The sequence below is a fragment of the Anaerolinea thermophila UNI-1 genome (assembly GCF_000199675.1).
GTDB lineage: Bacteria > Chloroflexota > Anaerolineae > Anaerolineales > Anaerolineaceae > Anaerolinea > Anaerolinea thermophila.
Map to the genome: position 1 here is coordinate 2911887 of NC_014960.1, position 15594 is coordinate 2927480.

Annotated in this window: 10 protein-coding genes; 3 read left to right on the forward strand and 7 right to left on the reverse strand. The window is 54.8% G+C overall.

Going from position 1 to position 15594, the window contains the following annotated elements; translation table 11 throughout:
• Positions 1-2: 2 nt before the first annotated feature.
• From ANT_RS13145 to ANT_RS13160, 4 genes are all read right to left on the reverse strand, one after another.
• Positions 3-932 carry a carbohydrate ABC transporter permease gene (locus ANT_RS13145; protein WP_013561018.1) on the reverse strand — a complete coding sequence of 310 codons (930 nt, stop codon included), beginning with the start codon at positions 930-932 and terminating at the stop codon, positions 3-5.
• The gene (locus ANT_RS13150) at positions 919-3876 is read right to left on the reverse strand and encodes an extracellular solute-binding protein (protein ID WP_197534066.1); all 2958 of its coding nucleotides are present in this window, start codon (positions 3874-3876) and stop codon (positions 919-921) included. The genes ANT_RS13145 and ANT_RS13150 overlap by 14 nt, the downstream gene beginning before the upstream one ends.
• A 68-nt stretch (positions 3877-3944) precedes the next feature.
• Positions 3945-5396, reverse strand: coding sequence for an ABC transporter substrate-binding protein (locus ANT_RS13155; protein WP_013561020.1), 1452 nt, complete (start codon positions 5394-5396; stop codon positions 3945-3947).
• 153 nt (positions 5397-5549) lie between these two features.
• On the reverse strand, positions 5550-7940 hold the full coding sequence (locus ANT_RS13160; protein WP_013561021.1) for a glycoside hydrolase family 94 protein: 2391 nt from the start codon (positions 7938-7940) through the stop codon (positions 5550-5552).
• Positions 7941-8184: 244 nt separating this feature from the next.
• Here ANT_RS13160 and ANT_RS13165 point away from each other — a divergent pair, with 244 nt between their 5' ends.
• On the forward strand, positions 8185-9120 hold the full coding sequence (locus ANT_RS13165) for an HlyD family secretion protein (protein WP_013561022.1): 936 nt from the start codon (positions 8185-8187) through the stop codon (positions 9118-9120).
• A gap of 4 nt (positions 9121-9124) precedes the next feature.
• Here the strand turns inward: ANT_RS13165 and ANT_RS13170 are convergent, their stop codons facing one another.
• From ANT_RS13170 to ANT_RS13180, 3 genes are all read right to left on the reverse strand, one after another.
• Positions 9125-11710, reverse strand: a complete 2586-nt coding sequence (locus ANT_RS13170) for an ABC transporter permease (protein ID WP_013561023.1) — start codon at positions 11708-11710, stop codon at positions 9125-9127.
• 39 nt (positions 11711-11749) lie between these two features.
• Complete coding sequence (locus ANT_RS16630; RefSeq protein WP_013561024.1) at positions 11750-12382, reverse strand: glycerol-3-phosphate acyltransferase; 633 nt, start codon at positions 12380-12382, stop codon at positions 11750-11752.
• A 187-nt stretch (positions 12383-12569) separates the two neighbouring features.
• Entirely contained in the window at positions 12570-13454 is an 885-nt protein-coding gene (locus tag ANT_RS13180; protein ID WP_049784912.1) for a nucleotidyltransferase domain-containing protein, read from the reverse strand.
• Positions 13455-13537: 83 nt separating this feature from the next.
• Between ANT_RS13180 and ANT_RS13185 the strand changes: the two genes are divergently transcribed.
• Together ANT_RS13185 and ANT_RS13190 are read left to right on the forward strand one after the other, a co-directional pair.
• Entirely contained in the window at positions 13538-14335 is a 798-nt protein-coding gene (locus ANT_RS13185) for a TrmH family RNA methyltransferase (RefSeq protein WP_013561026.1), read from the forward strand.
• Positions 14332-15549 carry a DUF711 family protein gene (locus ANT_RS13190; RefSeq protein WP_013561027.1) on the forward strand — a complete coding sequence of 406 codons (1218 nt, stop codon included), beginning with the start codon at positions 14332-14334 and terminating at the stop codon, positions 15547-15549. Before ANT_RS13185 ends, ANT_RS13190 begins: the two co-directional genes overlap by 4 nt.
• Positions 15550-15594: the final 45 nt, after the last annotated feature.

The window sequence follows — 15594 nt, forward strand, 5'->3', positions numbered from 1 at the left end:
TCTCAATCTTCTCTGAACAGCCGATTTGCCACCCGGGCAAAGAACCACACCATCAACAACAGCACCACCGAAACTGCCGCGGCATAACCCATTTCGTAACGCAGAAAGCCGTAATCCTCAATGTGATTGACAATCAATTGACCGGCGTACTGCGGGGTGGGATTACTCCCGGACAGGGTTACACCAATCGCCCCCGCCTGGAAGGTCGCCACAATTGCCATCACCGCCCCAAAGAGCATTTGCGGCTTCATTGAGGGGATGGTGATGTAAATGATTTCTTGAAAGCGGTTACGGATACCGTCAATACTGCCCGCCTCGTACAGTTCAGGGTTGATTTCCAGAATGCCCGCCAGCATGGCTAAGAAGCCCACCCCCATACTGCTCCACAGGGTGACGATGATCATGATGGGCATGAGGTACTGAGGGGACTGCAGCCACTGGATGGGTTCCTGAATCAGATTGAGGCTGAGCAGGAAACTGTTGAGATAGCCCGTCTGATCGCCGCTGAAGAGCGCCTGCCAAACCACCGTCATGGCAACCCCAGCGGTCATCGAAGGGGAGTACAGAATCAGGGCAAAGATGGTGCGGGGGACTTTGGGCAATTGCGCCAGCATCCATGCCAGGATGAAGGCAAGCAAATACCCGCCTGGGCCAACAATCACGGCAAACTGAATGGTGTTGGGCAGGACATAGCGCATGAAGATATCATCCTGCGTCAGCAGGGTGATGTAATTCTTCAAGGCAAGGAAGCGCGGCGGCTGAATGGTGTCAAAGAAGGTAAAGGAAAGCAAAATGGCCACAGCCACAGGAATGGCAATGAAAATGAGAAACATCAGCGCATAGCCGGAGATGAAGCCATAAGCGCTGGCTTCTTTCATCCACCACTTCTTCAATGAGGACATGAAGGAAGATTGCGGTTTAGCGGTCTGCATTTTCCATCCAGCCTTTCACAGTCTCAATGCTCGGCACTTTAATCTCTTTGACACGCACACCGTTTTGAATGTAACCAAATTCTTCCATCTTGCGCAAAATCTCACGGTTAATGATCACCACGGCATTGTCAATTGCCACACGGGGATTGGCGCCGTCGAAAACAATGCGATTCCAGACGTTGCTCAACTCACGTTCCTGCATGTAACTGCCGGGGAGTTTGACCGGTTCCTGCAACCACTGCCACTGCTCCAGAATCACCTCTTTATGTTCCTCGGGAATCGGCAGGGCTTGGAAGGCTTCCAGATTGGCAGAGTTCCACAGATATTCCCGCCCGTAGTTGAGGATAAGTTCCTGCTGGAAAGCCTTTTGCGTCTCGGTAGACATCCACCATTTGAGGAATGTCCAGGACTCGTCAGGTTTGTCCGTATCAGCAAACATGATACAGGCTTGCGCCGAACCGGTGGCGTAGCGCAGTTGCCTGCCATCGGGCAGGACGGTGGCGGGGTACAGGCTCATGCCCCACAAGCCGTCAATCTCCGGCGCGGCTGTGAGCAGTTTAATGTAGGTTTCAAAGTTGGAAATGCCGATAGGGATACTGCCGTAGCGGAAGCGGTCGTAAAAATTGGCAGTGGTCAGCGGCATGCCGTAAATGGTGAAACTCTCTGCCATAAAGCGGATGGCTTGGATAGCTTCTTCACTGCCCAGCCCGGACATGCCATCCGGGGTGTATAACTGCGCACCGTGATTAAAGATATAGGGGGCAGTCACCAGATAGCCTTTCAGCCCTGCACCGCTGGAGAGCGGGGTGTTGTAGTTCAAGCCGTAGCGCTGAAGTTCGGGCAAAATCTCGATAACTTCCTGCCAGGTTTGGGGGATGGGCAATCCCAGCGCGCCCATGATATCGCGGCGGTAGTACGTGACCCAGAAATCCTGCGTCTCGGGGATGGCATACACTGAGTCATCAATGATGTAAGAAAGTAATGAACCGGGGGAATAAATGCGAATGAAAGAATCGAAATCCTCAAAAGATCGCAGGTCGTACAGGGCATTACGGATGGCAAGTTCGTAGGGGATATTGGTACTGATGCCCAATGCCACATCGGGCTGAATCCCGGCGGCAACCGCCAGCGCCAGTTTGGACTCGTTGGGCATGATGGAGAATTTGACTTTGATGCCCGTTTGGGGTGTGAATTGCTGGTCTGCCAGTGTCTGCATCAAATCCACGTACTGGCGGGGACGGTTAACCCACACCTCAATCTCGTCCTCGCCCGCGCCAATGGACTGGTACGGCACGGGCTGGAAAGAATGCAGGAAGCGCTTGACGCCTTCCACCATCGAAGTGGTGACGGGAATCTTTACCGGCTCAGGTGGGGTATCGGGGGAGTGGATGTAAATTTTATCCAGGGTGAGCGGTTGGGCTTGAAGCGAGGGCAAAATGCTCCCCAGCAACTGCGCCGCCGACCCCGTGCCTTCCGAGAAACGATTCAGGCGGATGGGCATTTTATCGGGGTCTTCCGCCAGAAAGCGGATGTTCTCGATTGCCATCTGATACGCCAGCAGTTCCTGGGAGCGCACCCCGCGGTTGATCTCGCTGAGCACATGCACATCCGCTTCAAGGTCGGCGGCAATGGCAAGCAGGCGCTCGCGGAGATCGGGGATGTAATCGCTCATATTCCATTCTTTATACACATCCACTTGATTGCCCGTCAGGCTTTTGATTTCCAGCGCCAGGTCATTGATATCCAGCAGGACTTTTTTGATTTTTTCGATGGCTTGCTCGTAGGGAGCCAGGGTCACCTCAATGCCCAGCACATGCCTGCCTTCGGTGAGATAAATGCGGTAAGGTTCATCCCTGCCCAGAGGGATGTTTTCCCAATCGGAAGTGTAGGGAAAAGGCACAGCGCTCAGTTCGTCAAACAGCACCTGGTCATCCAGGGTAATTTTTCGGAAAGAGGTAAAGTTGCTCTTGGTATTCTGCAACGCCCGAAAGGTGATGTGATACATGCCTTCCTGAGGCACGGAAAACTCATAGTACACGGCACTGCCACTGTGCACCCAGGACTCGCCACCCAACGTATTGAGCAATAGCCGGTAGGTGTCGTAGGGAGTCACGCCCAGACTGCGGTTGTTCACCGGTCGAACAGCAGTATCGTTCTTAAAAGAGGGAAATTCGGCTTCCAGCGCAATCAGCACACGCGAGGAATCAGGCGCAGAATGATTTTGCACATACTCAGCATAAGAAGGATAAGGTTGGAAAGGCTCAAGGTAAATGCTTCCCAACAGCATGGACTCTCGGGTCATGCGAAAGTCAAAGGTGTGCACCCCTGCCGCCAAAGGAATGCGCAGGGGATATTTATGACTGAACGCCGCATCGCGCAGGGGTACGCGGCTCCAGCGGATGAGGCGTTGTTGAGGGATGAGAATCTCGTTGCCGTAGCGATCCAGCGGGAACGTATCAGAAGTGTTTTGATAAAAGAGCGGGAAGACCAGGCGGCGGGCTTCAGGCAGGGGAAAATCCCCATCCACCTGCAAAGACCCTTCGGGGGGATTGACGGTCAAATCACCCACCGCCGCCATATCGAACCAGACCGTGTACTCGCCATCCTGCGCAATCGTCACTTCGAAAGTGATGCGGTCACCGGTTTGAACATACACGGCAGGTTTGGGATAATCCTGCGCCTCAGGGTGATACATCAGCGGCAAGCCCAGGGAATCGGCGCGAATCTCGATGGTTCCCGGAACCGATTGGGGTAACGTTGCAGGTAAAGCCGAAACCGCCTGCACCGGGGAAGTCACCGCGGGCATCAACATGCCCAGCATCAGCACCAGAGCAATGAGAACACGCACAACCCTGTATGAATTCAGCATACCCCAAACCTGTTGACGATTTTGAGGAAGACCGCCATACCCTTCAGGCTCTCTGGCAGAGCGGCGTCCGGGCATGGCGGTCTCCATGATGATCCCTTTGATTCGGTCAATCGAATCAAGGGGTGGACGGGTTCACGCTTGCCTTATTTCAGGCTGGCTTCCACCTCGGCTTTGGCGTCGGCAAGAATCTTGTTGGCAAATTCTTCCAGTTTAGCGGCGTAGTCCTCGTACTTGAACTTGCCCTCGCTGGCGAAATTGAACATGTACCACATATTGACGTCCTTGTCCTCGCCGATGTCGATACCGGGCTTGCCTTCCCAGCGCGCCTGGATGTAACCGGGGACGATCTTCGCCAGCGATTCAACCAGGCTGGCATCCAGATTATCCAGCGCGGCATTGACACCGGGCTTATCCACAAACTCGCGGTAGAGTGCCAGTGAGGCATCGTCCATCGCCACCGGCATCTTGGGGGCAGAACCTGCCGCCTTGGCTAATTCGGCTTCCTTGGCATAGGCTTCGGAAGAGAAGGTCATCCACTTGGCGAATTTATAGGCTTCCTCCAGGTTCTTGGTGGTCTTGGAAACTGCCATGATGTCCATCACCAGCGCCTGAGTGCCGCCAGGAATACCCACGAAGTCCCATTCAAAGGTGGCGTTCTGCACAAAGTTAGGCAGGTTCCAGCCGCCTTCCCAGCGCACGCCCACTTCCTGATTCAGGAAGAGTTCCCAGGGATCCTGAGATTTGAAGTTGGCTTTCTGCTCGTCGGTCAAGCCCTGCCAGGTATAGGGTTTCAATTCGGCAACCTTGGCAATGGCTTCCTTGAAGGCGGCGGAGTTGTAATTCATCTTGGTGCCGTCGAACGAGAACCACTTCAGGTTCGGGTCCACAGTGTGCGGATACCAGCCCAGCACAAACTCCATCTCATCCAGCCCGAGGATGCCCTTAGCGGGATTGTTGAGCGCGGTGACTGCGGCAAAGAAATCTTCTGGAGCAACACCATATTCCGGCGCATCCAGGTTGGCGGCTTCGAAGAGGTCCTTATTGACGAAGTACCCCATGATGAACTGCGCGGCGGGCAAGCCCAACACTTTGTCCCCATAGGTTACGCCGTCTTTCAGTACCTGCGGCACATTCGCCCAGTCGGAGTCGTCCTTAACCAGGTCGGTCAGGTCAGCCACCCAGCCGTTCTTGACGTACAGGGGCATGTTGTTTGCCATGAAGACATCCGGCAGTTCGCCCTTGGCGGCATAGGCGTTGAGATTGGCATCCCAGCCACCCTCAGCGGACATATCCACGAACTCGATGGTCACGTGAGGATTCATCTCCATATAGGCTTTAACCAGTTGGCGCTGGATGTTGTTTTCCTCTTCCGTGCCCAGGTTCCAGTTCGCGTAGCGCAGGGTCACCGGCTGAGGGGCTTCAGTAGCGGTGGGTTCCGGCGTAGGCGGAACTTCGGTCGCCGTCGGCTCTACCTGAGGAGGTTCGGTAGGCTGAGGCACTTCGGTAGTGGGGGTTGCCTGAGGAGCACAACCCATCAGGCTGGCAACGAACAAGGCGATCATCGCCAAAAAGATCCATTGTTTAGCGGTTTTCATAAATTTTCTTCTCCTTCTGAAAGTTTACAAGAATTTGGTTTTCCACAGGATTCAGCGAAGAATGTATGTTTCCTTCGATACACCAACCTCCTTTCCTGCACAATCACAACCTTCTAAACCATCCGCCGAAAGCGCCAGCGGACAGGAATTTGTTTACTCTTTGCGTCCCAACACTACCTCTACCACATGCTTCTGTCCATCAGCAAAGACGGGAATCAGATTGCTTTCTAACGGCTTGCCGTCCACCACCAGCGACTTCACCCCGCGATGGACATGCTCAGGGTTGCGCACGTGAATTTCGTATTCAGCGCTACGGAAACGGCGACGAACGGTAAAGCCATCCCACTCCGCAGGGATTGAGGGATCTACCAGCAAGCCCTCTTCCTGCGGGCGAATCCCCAGAATCCAGTGCGTTGCCACCCGGTGAAGCCACTGCGCGGAGCCGGTGTACCACGTCCACCCGCCGCGACCGTAATACTCGGACTGCGGACCATCCACATTTCCGGGGGTAACATAAGGCTCGGCTTTATAGGTGTCGATATCGGCACTGCGGTTAGGGGGACAAATTTTGTGGTAGGCTTCGTAAGCCCGTTCAGGTTCCCCCGCCAGGGTATATGCCCACACCGACCAGGTAGCGGCATGGGTATAAACGCCACCATTCTCGCGCAAGCCGGGCGCATAGCGGGTGACATAGCCCACATCGGGACGGGGTTTGGTGAAAGCGGGGTAATTGAGCAGAGTGCCGTAATCTTTGAGCAGGTAGCGGGTAATCGAGTCCACCACCTTGCGGGTGCGCTCGCCTTCCGCCATCCCGCTGATGATTGCCCAGATATTGGGCATGAGGAAAATCCTGCCCTCATCGTTTTCATGCGAACCCAGCGGCAGGCCAGCATCGGTGGTTGCCTGAAGATACCACTCCCCATCCCAGCCGAAGCGGTTGAGGGCATCTTTCAGGCTGACACGCACATCCTCGCAACGGCGGGCAAAGCACTCATCGCCGCGGCGTCGCGCCAGCGGGATGAAATTTCCCAGAATCACGTAAAGGAACTCGGCAACCCAAAAACTTTCGCCTTTCAGCAGGGTACCCACGGCGTTCAAACCGTCGTTCCAGTCGTGATCGCCCATCAAGGGGATACCGCGTGGGGAGAAGCGCGAGAAAGCCCGTTCGATGGCACGTTTGCAGTGGTCATACAGCGGTTCTGCGGGGGCATTCAGGTACGGAACGGCTTCGTCCAGAATGGCGTAATCGGCGGTTTCTTTCAGGTAAGCATCCAGAATAAAGGGCAACCACAGCAAATCGTCCGAGCAATTGGTGCGCGGGCCACCGCCGCGGATGGAAAACCACCAGTGCAGGACATCGCCTTCGATGAACTGCTGGGCGGCGTGCATTAGCAGTTGCTTGCGGGCAAAGGACGGGTCTCCCACCAGAAAAATCTGGCTGTCCTGCAGTTGATCCCGGTAGCCGTAGCCCGCTGAGACCTGATAGAACGCCGACTTACCCCACAAGCGGCAGGAAATCGCCTGATACTTGAGCCAGTAATTGGTCATGAAGTTGAGAGCGGGGTCGGGCGTCTCAACATGTTCTCCATCTACAAAGCGCGACCAGAAGTCATGTACGGCCTGCAGGGTTTGCCGACTGGCTTCCACCGAGGTAAAACGGCGAATCAAAGCAGCGGCGTCTTCCTTTTCATCTTCAGCAGCGCCCAGGGTGAAAACCACCGTCTTCGATTGCTGCGGCGCCAGGCTGACCGCTACCTGCAGAGCGGCAATGGCATCGTGAAAACGCCCCACACGCCCGCTCAGGTGTTGCGCATCCATGGCGGCGGGGTGCTCCTCACTGCGGTACATGCCGAGGAAGGACTCTTTATCGCAATCAAAGGAAACCAGCGGCTCGCTGACTGCCATGAAAGCCGTGTAGGGCCAGTTGATATTGTTGTAACGTCCATGCTCATCGGGGAAGCCCCACAGGTACTTGCGGGCAAACACAGCATTGAGAGTAAAATCGGTGGAAGTGTCGATGAACAATTTATGAAACTCGCGGTGTTCGTCAGGGGCAAACCCTAGCGCCCACTCGGCATAAGAAGTCACATCCAGTTCACGGGTGTCCTCACCGAGGTTGGTGAGGGTTAACTGCATCAATTCCACCGGCGCATCAGGGGCGATAAAGACGGTCAGTTCACTGCGGATACCCTCGATGACCTGAATGAAACGGGAATAACCAATGCTATGAACAACCAGGAAATCCTCGTAAGGATGCATGACGGGCTTGAAGGTTGCCGACCAAAAAGCGCCGCTTTTGCGGTCACGAATGTAAAGATACTTCCCCCAATTGTCCTTGATTAAATCCTGAAATGAACGGGTGATGCGGTTCTGCCCGGCATTGCCGCGCCAGGAATACCCCGAGCCGTTTTGGGAAATCATCAGGCTGTAATCGCCATTGCTGATGATGTTGCCCCAGGGACGGGGCGTAAATGGAGTAGTGATGCAGTATTCCCTGCCATCGTCGGAGAAGTAACCGTATTTGCATTCAAAGGGATGGCTCATGAGCGTGGTTCCATTCCATTCAAGGGTGGGATAAAGGAAGTGAAACGTTTCACTTTTTAAGAATTAAAAAAGAGCACTTAAACCTTGCATTTAAAGCCTACCACAACTGCCATGCATTGTCAAATTTTTTTAAGATTATTTACCCGATCCAACCTTATACCGCTTCAAGTTTTCAGTTTGCCTCGAGAACTTTTCTCCTGTATGATTAGGTTGAAATACCTACTTTTTCGTGGGGGTAAATATTATGCACCGCTTTCTTCGTTCTTTTCCAATTCTCCTGTTTATTTTTGTCGTGGGGCTTTCCGGATGCAACCCCGCGGGTATCACTCCTCAAGCCACCCCTCTCTCTGCAAATGATTTAGCCGACTCAACGATTACGGCTTCTGGCACCGTGATTCCTGCTCAGTATCAGTGGGTTGGATTTGAAAGCGGCGGTACCCTGCGAGAACTATTGGTTGCAACGGGAGACACCGTCTCCCCAGGGCAAATCCTGGCACGGTTGGACGAGACTATCCTGCGAGCGGCAGTCACCCAAGCCAAAGCCGCATTGATTCGGGCACGCAACATTCGCAATGAGTTGGAAGAACTGCCTAAAGAAGATTCCCGCGCCGCTGCAGTAGCGGCTGTAGCCAGTGCAGAAGCCAATCTCGACCGTCTGGAACGCAGCGGAGCGCGACAAATCGAGATTGACGCCGCGAAAGCCCAACTGGAAAGCGCCCGTGCCTCTTTGAAAGCCCTGGAAGAAGGCGCCTCGCGGGCACAAATTACCCAGGCAGACGCAGATGTGGAGGCTGCGCAGGCAGCCCTTGAACAGGCCGAAGCAGCCCTGCGCAGTGCTACATTACAAGCCCCCTTCGGAGGTCAGGTGGTGGAGATTGCCCCCAAAGTAGGGGATGTGCTAGCCCCTGGTCAACCGATTATCCTGCTGGCAGACCTTTCAAAGATGCAGGTGGAAACGACCGACTTAAGCGAGGTGGACGTAGCGCAAATTGCCATTGGAGATGATGTGCTGGTCACCTTTGATGCCCTGGAAGGCATCACTGTCAGGGGAAAAGTGGTGAAAATTGCCCTGAAAGCCGCGCCGGGGGTGAACGTGACGTATCCGGTGACCATTGAACTTGAAAACCCGCCGCAATCCCTGCGATGGGGTATGACTGCATTTATCAAGATCCAACCATGACGACTCATTCATAACGAATGGCTTCGAGTACAGGTATTTGTGAGGCACGCACCGCAGGGATCAGTGCCGCAATTTGAGAGATACCCCAAGCCGCCAGCAAACTGATCAGTAAGCCTTCAACGGGTAGAACAAATTGCAAGCGGTAGTTGGACATCGCCATCATGGCTTGCAAAAAAATTCTGGAAAGCAAGGCGCCGAAAGCCAGCCCCAAGAGTCCTCCAAACAATCCCATTACCCCGGCTTCAGCAAGAATCATCCCTGCCACCTGTTCCCGGGTCATGCCAATACTGCGCAACATGCCAATCTCCCGCGCGCGCTCCAGAACATTCATGGTCAGGGTGTTCACAATCCCCAGAGATGCCACCAGAATGGCAATGATTGCCAGCATATCAAACATGCTAAAGGCTTGGTTGAGAAGGGTATTAATCTGGGCTTTTAACGTCTCATTCGACAGCAAGGTCAGGCGATAACGCTCTCCATACTGTTCATCCATGCGATGGATGACCGATTGAATGGAGGTACCAGGCTGAACCCGCACAAAGATGGCTGAGGCATCGGAAAGTTTAAAGTACCTGCGCATGTCCTGCCACGTTCCGGTGACAGTCAAACCCTGATTGTAGAAATCCACAACCACACCGGCAACCGTAAATCCTTTCCACCCGCTACTGGTTTTGAGTGAAAGCACATCCCCAACCCCAAGTCCAAAGCGATCTGCGATTACGCTGGAAACCAAAACATGCTCGCCCTGTTCCAGTTGTTGAATGACAGTTTGTAAATCGGTGCCGGGATCACTGAATACAAAACGCGTAACCTGAACGTATTGTCGGGGATCAACCGCCATAAAGATAAGGTCCTCTTCCTCTCTCCCCTGCAGACGGGCCCGGACATCCACATAACGAATGGGGGTGGCGGCTTGAACGCCCTCCACTGCAGCAATCCGCCGCCAGACATCTCCCTGCAAAGAGAGGGAAGAGCCCACGTAAATATCCCCGCCAACTACAGCATTGATCCAGTCGAGCAAGTCCACTTTGAAGGAACTGGTCATGCCTCGCACCACCACTGTCATGGCAACCCCCATCATCAAAGCGGCAACGGTCAGAGTGGTGCGAAGACGCGCACGACGGATATTTGCCGTTCCCAGGCGTCCACTATTGCCGTAAAGTCGTACAAATACGGGACGGGAAATCCGGTCCCAAAGGTCCAGACTACCGGGGATGAACAAAGCCCCTCCGACAAATAGACCAAAGACCGAGAGACTGCCCAGACGAAATTGAACATCATAAGCAAAAGGATTCCAGACAAGCAACAACGTGGAGAGAAGAAAAATGGCTAACCCTATCGCCCAACCAAATCTGAAAAGCCATCCTTCACGCTGGATTCCCCGGATGCGCAATGATTCCATTGGAGAAATACGGCTTGCCTGATAAGCAGGCAAAGAGGCGGCAACCAAGGTAGCCAGCAAGCCCGCCACAACACTGGAAAACAACACCCCGCCTGGAATACTGGAAATCGTCAGGTCTTGTCCAAGCAACACTGAAAGCAACCGTGCCAGCCCCACCGAGAGAAGCAACCCCAACGCCACCCCGGCTATCGAACCCATCACGCCCAAGAGACCGGCTTCTGCCAGCACCAGCACGGCCACCTGACGATTGGTCATCCCTAAGGTGCGGAGCATACCAAATTCTCGCTTGCGCTCCACCACCCGCATGGAAAAGGTATTGTAGATGAGAAACACACCCACAAAGAGTGCCATGCCGCTCATAAAATTCAAGCCAATCTGGTAACTGTTGAACATCTGCGCCATACGCTTGCCCTGTCCGGAGGGATAAACCACCGAAACCTCATCGCCAAGACGCTCCATGAGAGTGAGGCGCAACGATTCAAGTTCTTTGACCCCTCGATAGGGCTCTTCTACAACCACATCCATGCGATCCAGTTCCCCAGAACGCTCAAAAATCTTCTGGGCTTGCTTTAAGGGGACAAAACCGACCGCACCGTTATTAATGCGCCCGGCACCCTCCCGCTTCAGAATACCTACCAGTTGAAAACGCTGAACTCCGCTGGGAGTGAACAGCTCTACCCTTCCCCCCACCTTGAGATTTTGTTCGTTTGCAAAGGTCTCAACCAGTAAAATTTCACCCGGGGCATCGCGCAACATTCTTCCTTCCAAAAGAGAATACTGACGCACCACCGCATCCAGCGCGGGGTCAACCCCATACAGGGTTAATCCTCCCTCTACCCCAATCCCGAAGAAACTGATTCCCACCCCACCCTGTGGGGCTTGCTTTGCTAGAACTGCCTGTCCCTGAAGAGAAGGAGCAACAAAGCGAACGCCAGGGTACGTGCGAATTCTGCGTAGAAGGCTTTCGGAGATGCCTTTTTCTGAAGCATTACCAGGGACTACGGTTAGATGAGCGCTTCCTGCCGCATCCTGAAAAAGACGGGAGACAGCATCCAGCGCTGCTGCGTTGGTGGTGCCCATAGCAAGAATGCTGGCAACGCCCAGAACAATTCCCAGGGTGCTGAGCCAGGTGCGCAGGAAATGTATGCGCAAAGATCGCAGTGTAAGCAGGCGAAGAAGCCGAAACATCAGGCAAACCAGTCCTCTCTCAAAGTTGATTGGCTTCCATCACTTCCAGCCACGTTTTCGGCGAATCCGCGCCACCTCCTTCAATTCTGGCAGGATAGCAATCCAGAACAAAACATTTACCCCCAACGCATACAGGATATACCAGAGACTTCCCGTCCTCACTCCCATCCACGGAATGATGAGAAGAAGACTGAGAGGAAATACCAGAGCAAAATCGCGCAACACGGCAATTCCCAGCAACATTCCCCCCACTGAGGTAAGTACTGCCCCAAGCCAATCAATGGCAAGCAAGCCGCCATAAATGGTGGAAATTCCACGTCCACCCTGAAAGCGGTAATAGAGAGGCCAGTTGCGACCAATGGTGCTCGACAATGCCGTCAGCAAAAAATAAGGTTGATCCGAGAAAATCAGGCGAATTACCAGTACAGGAATAAAGGCTTTGAGCATATCCAAAATTCCAATCACACCGCCTACTTTTTCCCCCAGCATCAGCCCTGCGGTCGTGGCGCTCACGGTTTTTAACGGCATGGGGTCATCCACCCCTTGAATGGGCATGGCGGCTTGGGTGAGATCTACCTCAGGGGAAAGGCGCCGGACAATAATCCGCGCAAAGGAAATAGAACCGAAAAGATAACCAATAAGTACCGAGAGGATTAGCCAGATCCAATCCATTAGACCCCCTCCCCGTGGAAACGTCTGTCTTGCTTGTTACAATGCCGGTGAGAAAAGCAAATAATTTATCTCATTATACCTGCCAGAGAAAGTCCATCCAATAGGTTGTACAAGAGATATTGTGTATATCCTCAGAATAGAAACGAATTGCAGGCTTTATCGGGTAGGTTGGCTTTCACCCTACCCCCTACAAGCGAAACTTTGGGGCATAATCCACCCCCGGCAACGCCACCACACTCTGCCAGACCTGTTCCATCGCCTGAACCGACTGGATTAACTCCGCCGCCCTCCTGCCCGGATACGCCAGAATGTCCTGCAAGGTATCCGCGTACCCCAGGGGCAGGATGGAAAAACCCGCCAGAGTTTTCATTACTTTTTTATCGCGTATGAAATAACGCTCATTCAACGCAAAGAGCGCCTGCGTCAGGTTAGATGCGGCGCGCGTCAGACACCCCACCGTGTTATACACATCACCCTGAGTGGCAAAACCGCGCGCATGAAGTAGAGTAAACTCTACCGACCAGAGCGAATCGGCAAGGATTTTCTGCTTAAGTTTAGGCGGATAAGGGGCTACTTCCTGCTTGAGTTGGGAAACCCGGCCCTCAGGGTCGTACAACGGGATACAAATTTGCGTCTCCGCCAGGTAAATTACGCTGTACCAGCCGTAAGTGGGTTGCTGATCGTAATCATGATGCACAATGCCCTCTCGCGCTTCGGCAATCGTGCGCTGAACCTGATTGAGGTTGCGGTAGAGAAAGTCCACCTTCCCGTGCGGGGTATGAATCCAAGCACCCCCGTTGACCCACGGGCCCCACTCGTAAAACCCCGTGACCGTGACATTACCATTTTCTGCCGCTTCCTGCGCGACCGTGCGAATATCTTCGATTGAAAACGGTGCAGACTCTTCATAATACAAGCCGATATCCATATCCGAGGCTTCATGAAAAGTGCCGCTGGCATACGAGCCGCCCAGCACAACAGCAACCAACCCCTCGATTTTACTGAGGCGCTCCACCAGCGTTTCCAGCAATTGCCGTTTGGCTTCGGGAAGGAATGACAATCCAGGCAACATGCTCCACACTCCAAAAGGTTGGAATAAGTCCAGTTTACCGTCATTTCACTGCTTTGTGTTTCAAAAACGGGTAAAATCATTTTGTGCCTGTTGAGAAGATTACTTCCCTCCACAATCCACGCATTCAAAGCATTCGCGCGCTGATTCAGCGCCGTGAGGAACGCCGCGAACGCGGCTGGTTTGTCGCCGAAGGGGTGCGCCTGGTTGAAGAAGGCGTGCAAGCCGGCTGGCAAGCAGTCATGGCGCTGTACTCCGCCGACCTTTCGGCTCGCGGACAAGCCCTGCTTCCCGCGCTTCACGCGCAGGGAGCGGAAGTTTTTGAGGTGCCTGCTTCGCTTCTGAAACAAATCTCGGATACCGAAACCCCCCAGGGCATCCTGACTGTTTTTGCCCGCCGGGTTTACTCTCTGCCCGAGCCGCTGGATTTTGTGGTCATCGCCGATAACCTGCGCGACCCGGGCAATCTGGGTACGCTGTTGCGTTCGGCGGCGGCGGCAGGCGCGCAAACCGTCTGGCTTACCCCCGGCACGGTGGACGCCTTCTCCCCCAAGGTTCTGCGCGCCGGCATGGGAGCGCATTTCCGCCTGCCGGTTCAGGAAGTCTCGCTGGAGTGGATGCGGGATTTTCGCCATCAGCACCCCGGCATGCACTTGTACCTGGCAGAAGCCGAGAACGGCACTCCCTGCTGGGATACCGACCTGACCCAGCCGCTGGCGCTGGTGATTGGCGGGGAAGCCGAAGGCGCCAGCCTGGAAATGCGCGCGCTGGTGGACGGCAATATCACCATCCCCATGCCAGGAAAGAGTGAATCGCTCAATGCGGCAGTTGCCGCAGGCATTTTGCTGTTCGAAGTGGTACGACAAAGGAGACAAGCACCATGAAAGTCCGTTCGGTGACCTGTTTTTTTGACCCGCGCAGTGCTCAAGGCTATGCGCATCTCGACCGCCTTGCCCGGCTGGCGCAGGAAGCACAAACCCTCTTCAACAATGCCGGAATTGAGGTGCAGACCACCCGCCTGGCAACCGTGCCTTTTCCTCTGCTCTATCCTACCGAAGAAATCGGCAACGCCGTACGCCTGGCGCAGTCGCTGGAAGCCGATGCCCGCGAGCGCGGTTTTTCCTACCTTTCGTTAGGTCCTGCCCTGCCAAGGTTCCCCGCCAGTTACGATTTAATCGTCCCCATGCTGGAAGCCACGCAAAACGTCTTCTTTGGCGGGGTGATTGCCACAAATACCGAAGGACTGTCCCTGCCGGCAGTCCGCGCCTGCGCACAGATTATTCACCGCGCGGCGGGGTTAAGTCCCGACGGGTTTGCCAACTTGCGGTTTGGCGCGCTGGCAAACGTGAACGCGCATACCCCCTTCTTCCCCGCCGCCTATCACAATGGGGAGCGTCCGGCTTTTGCCCTAGCGGTAGAAAGCGCCGATCTGGCACTGGAAGCCCTGCGGCGGGCAACTTCCCTGCAGGACGCCCGCCAGCGCCTCATCACCGCGCTGGAAGATACCGCCACCCGCCTGACGGCACGCGCCACACATCTCAGCCAGCAGTTTGAGGTGGAGTTCAAAGGGCTGGACTTTTCCTTTGCGCCCTACCCGGCGGATTGGTGCTCGCTGGCGGGCGCGCTGGAAACACTGGGCTTGCCTGCGCTGGGACAGGCGGGCTCGGTTGCTTCGGCGGCGTTCCTTGCCGATGCTCTCGACCGCGGACGCTGGTTGAAGACCGGTTTCAACGGCTTGATGCTCCCCGTGCTGGAAGATTCTATTCTGGCAAAGCGCGCCGCACAGGAAACACTGGGGGTAAAAGACCTGCTGTTGTATTCCTGCATGTGCGGCGCCGGTCTGGATACCCTGCCCCTGCCCGGGGATGCCACGCCGGAGCAGTTGGAAGGCGTACTGCTGGATATTGGGGCAATTTCCCTGCGCCTGAACAAGTCCCTCATCGCCCGACTGCTCCCCGTGCCGGGGAAACACGCGGGAGAGGCGGTGCAGTGGGATTTCGAATACTTCGCCCCCAGCCGGGTGATGGCACTGCCAGCCGCGCCGTTGAAAGGTCTGCTGAAAGGGGATGAAGTCGTAAACATCCAGCCCCGTCCATAAACACACACCGCCCGCTGATACTCAGCGGGCGGCTTCTCATCCAGT

Coding starts and splice junctions, on each gene's coding strand:
- ANT_RS13180 (WP_049784912.1), bottom strand. CDS start 13,454: ATGTTGCCTGGATTGTCATTCCTTCCCGAAGCCAAACGGCAATTGCTG.
- ANT_RS13155 (WP_013561020.1), bottom strand. CDS start 5,396: ATGAAAACCGCTAAACAATGGATCTTTTTGGCGATGATCGCCTTGTTC.
- ANT_RS13160 (WP_013561021.1), bottom strand. CDS start 7,940: ATGAGCCATCCCTTTGAATGCAAATACGGTTACTTCTCCGACGATGGC.
- ANT_RS13170 (WP_013561023.1), bottom strand. CDS start 11,710: ATGTTTCGGCTTCTTCGCCTGCTTACACTGCGATCTTTGCGCATACAT.
- ANT_RS13145 (WP_013561018.1), bottom strand. CDS start 932: ATGCAGACCGCTAAACCGCAATCTTCCTTCATGTCCTCATTGAAGAAG.
- ANT_RS13165 (WP_013561022.1), top strand. CDS start 8,185: ATGCACCGCTTTCTTCGTTCTTTTCCAATTCTCCTGTTTATTTTTGTC.
- ANT_RS16630 (WP_013561024.1), bottom strand. CDS start 12,382: ATGGATTGGATCTGGCTAATCCTCTCGGTACTTATTGGTTATCTTTTC.
- ANT_RS13190 (WP_013561027.1), top strand. CDS start 14,332: ATGAAAGTCCGTTCGGTGACCTGTTTTTTTGACCCGCGCAGTGCTCAA.
- ANT_RS13150 (WP_197534066.1), bottom strand. CDS start 3,876: ATGCCCGGACGCCGCTCTGCCAGAGAGCCTGAAGGGTATGGCGGTCTT.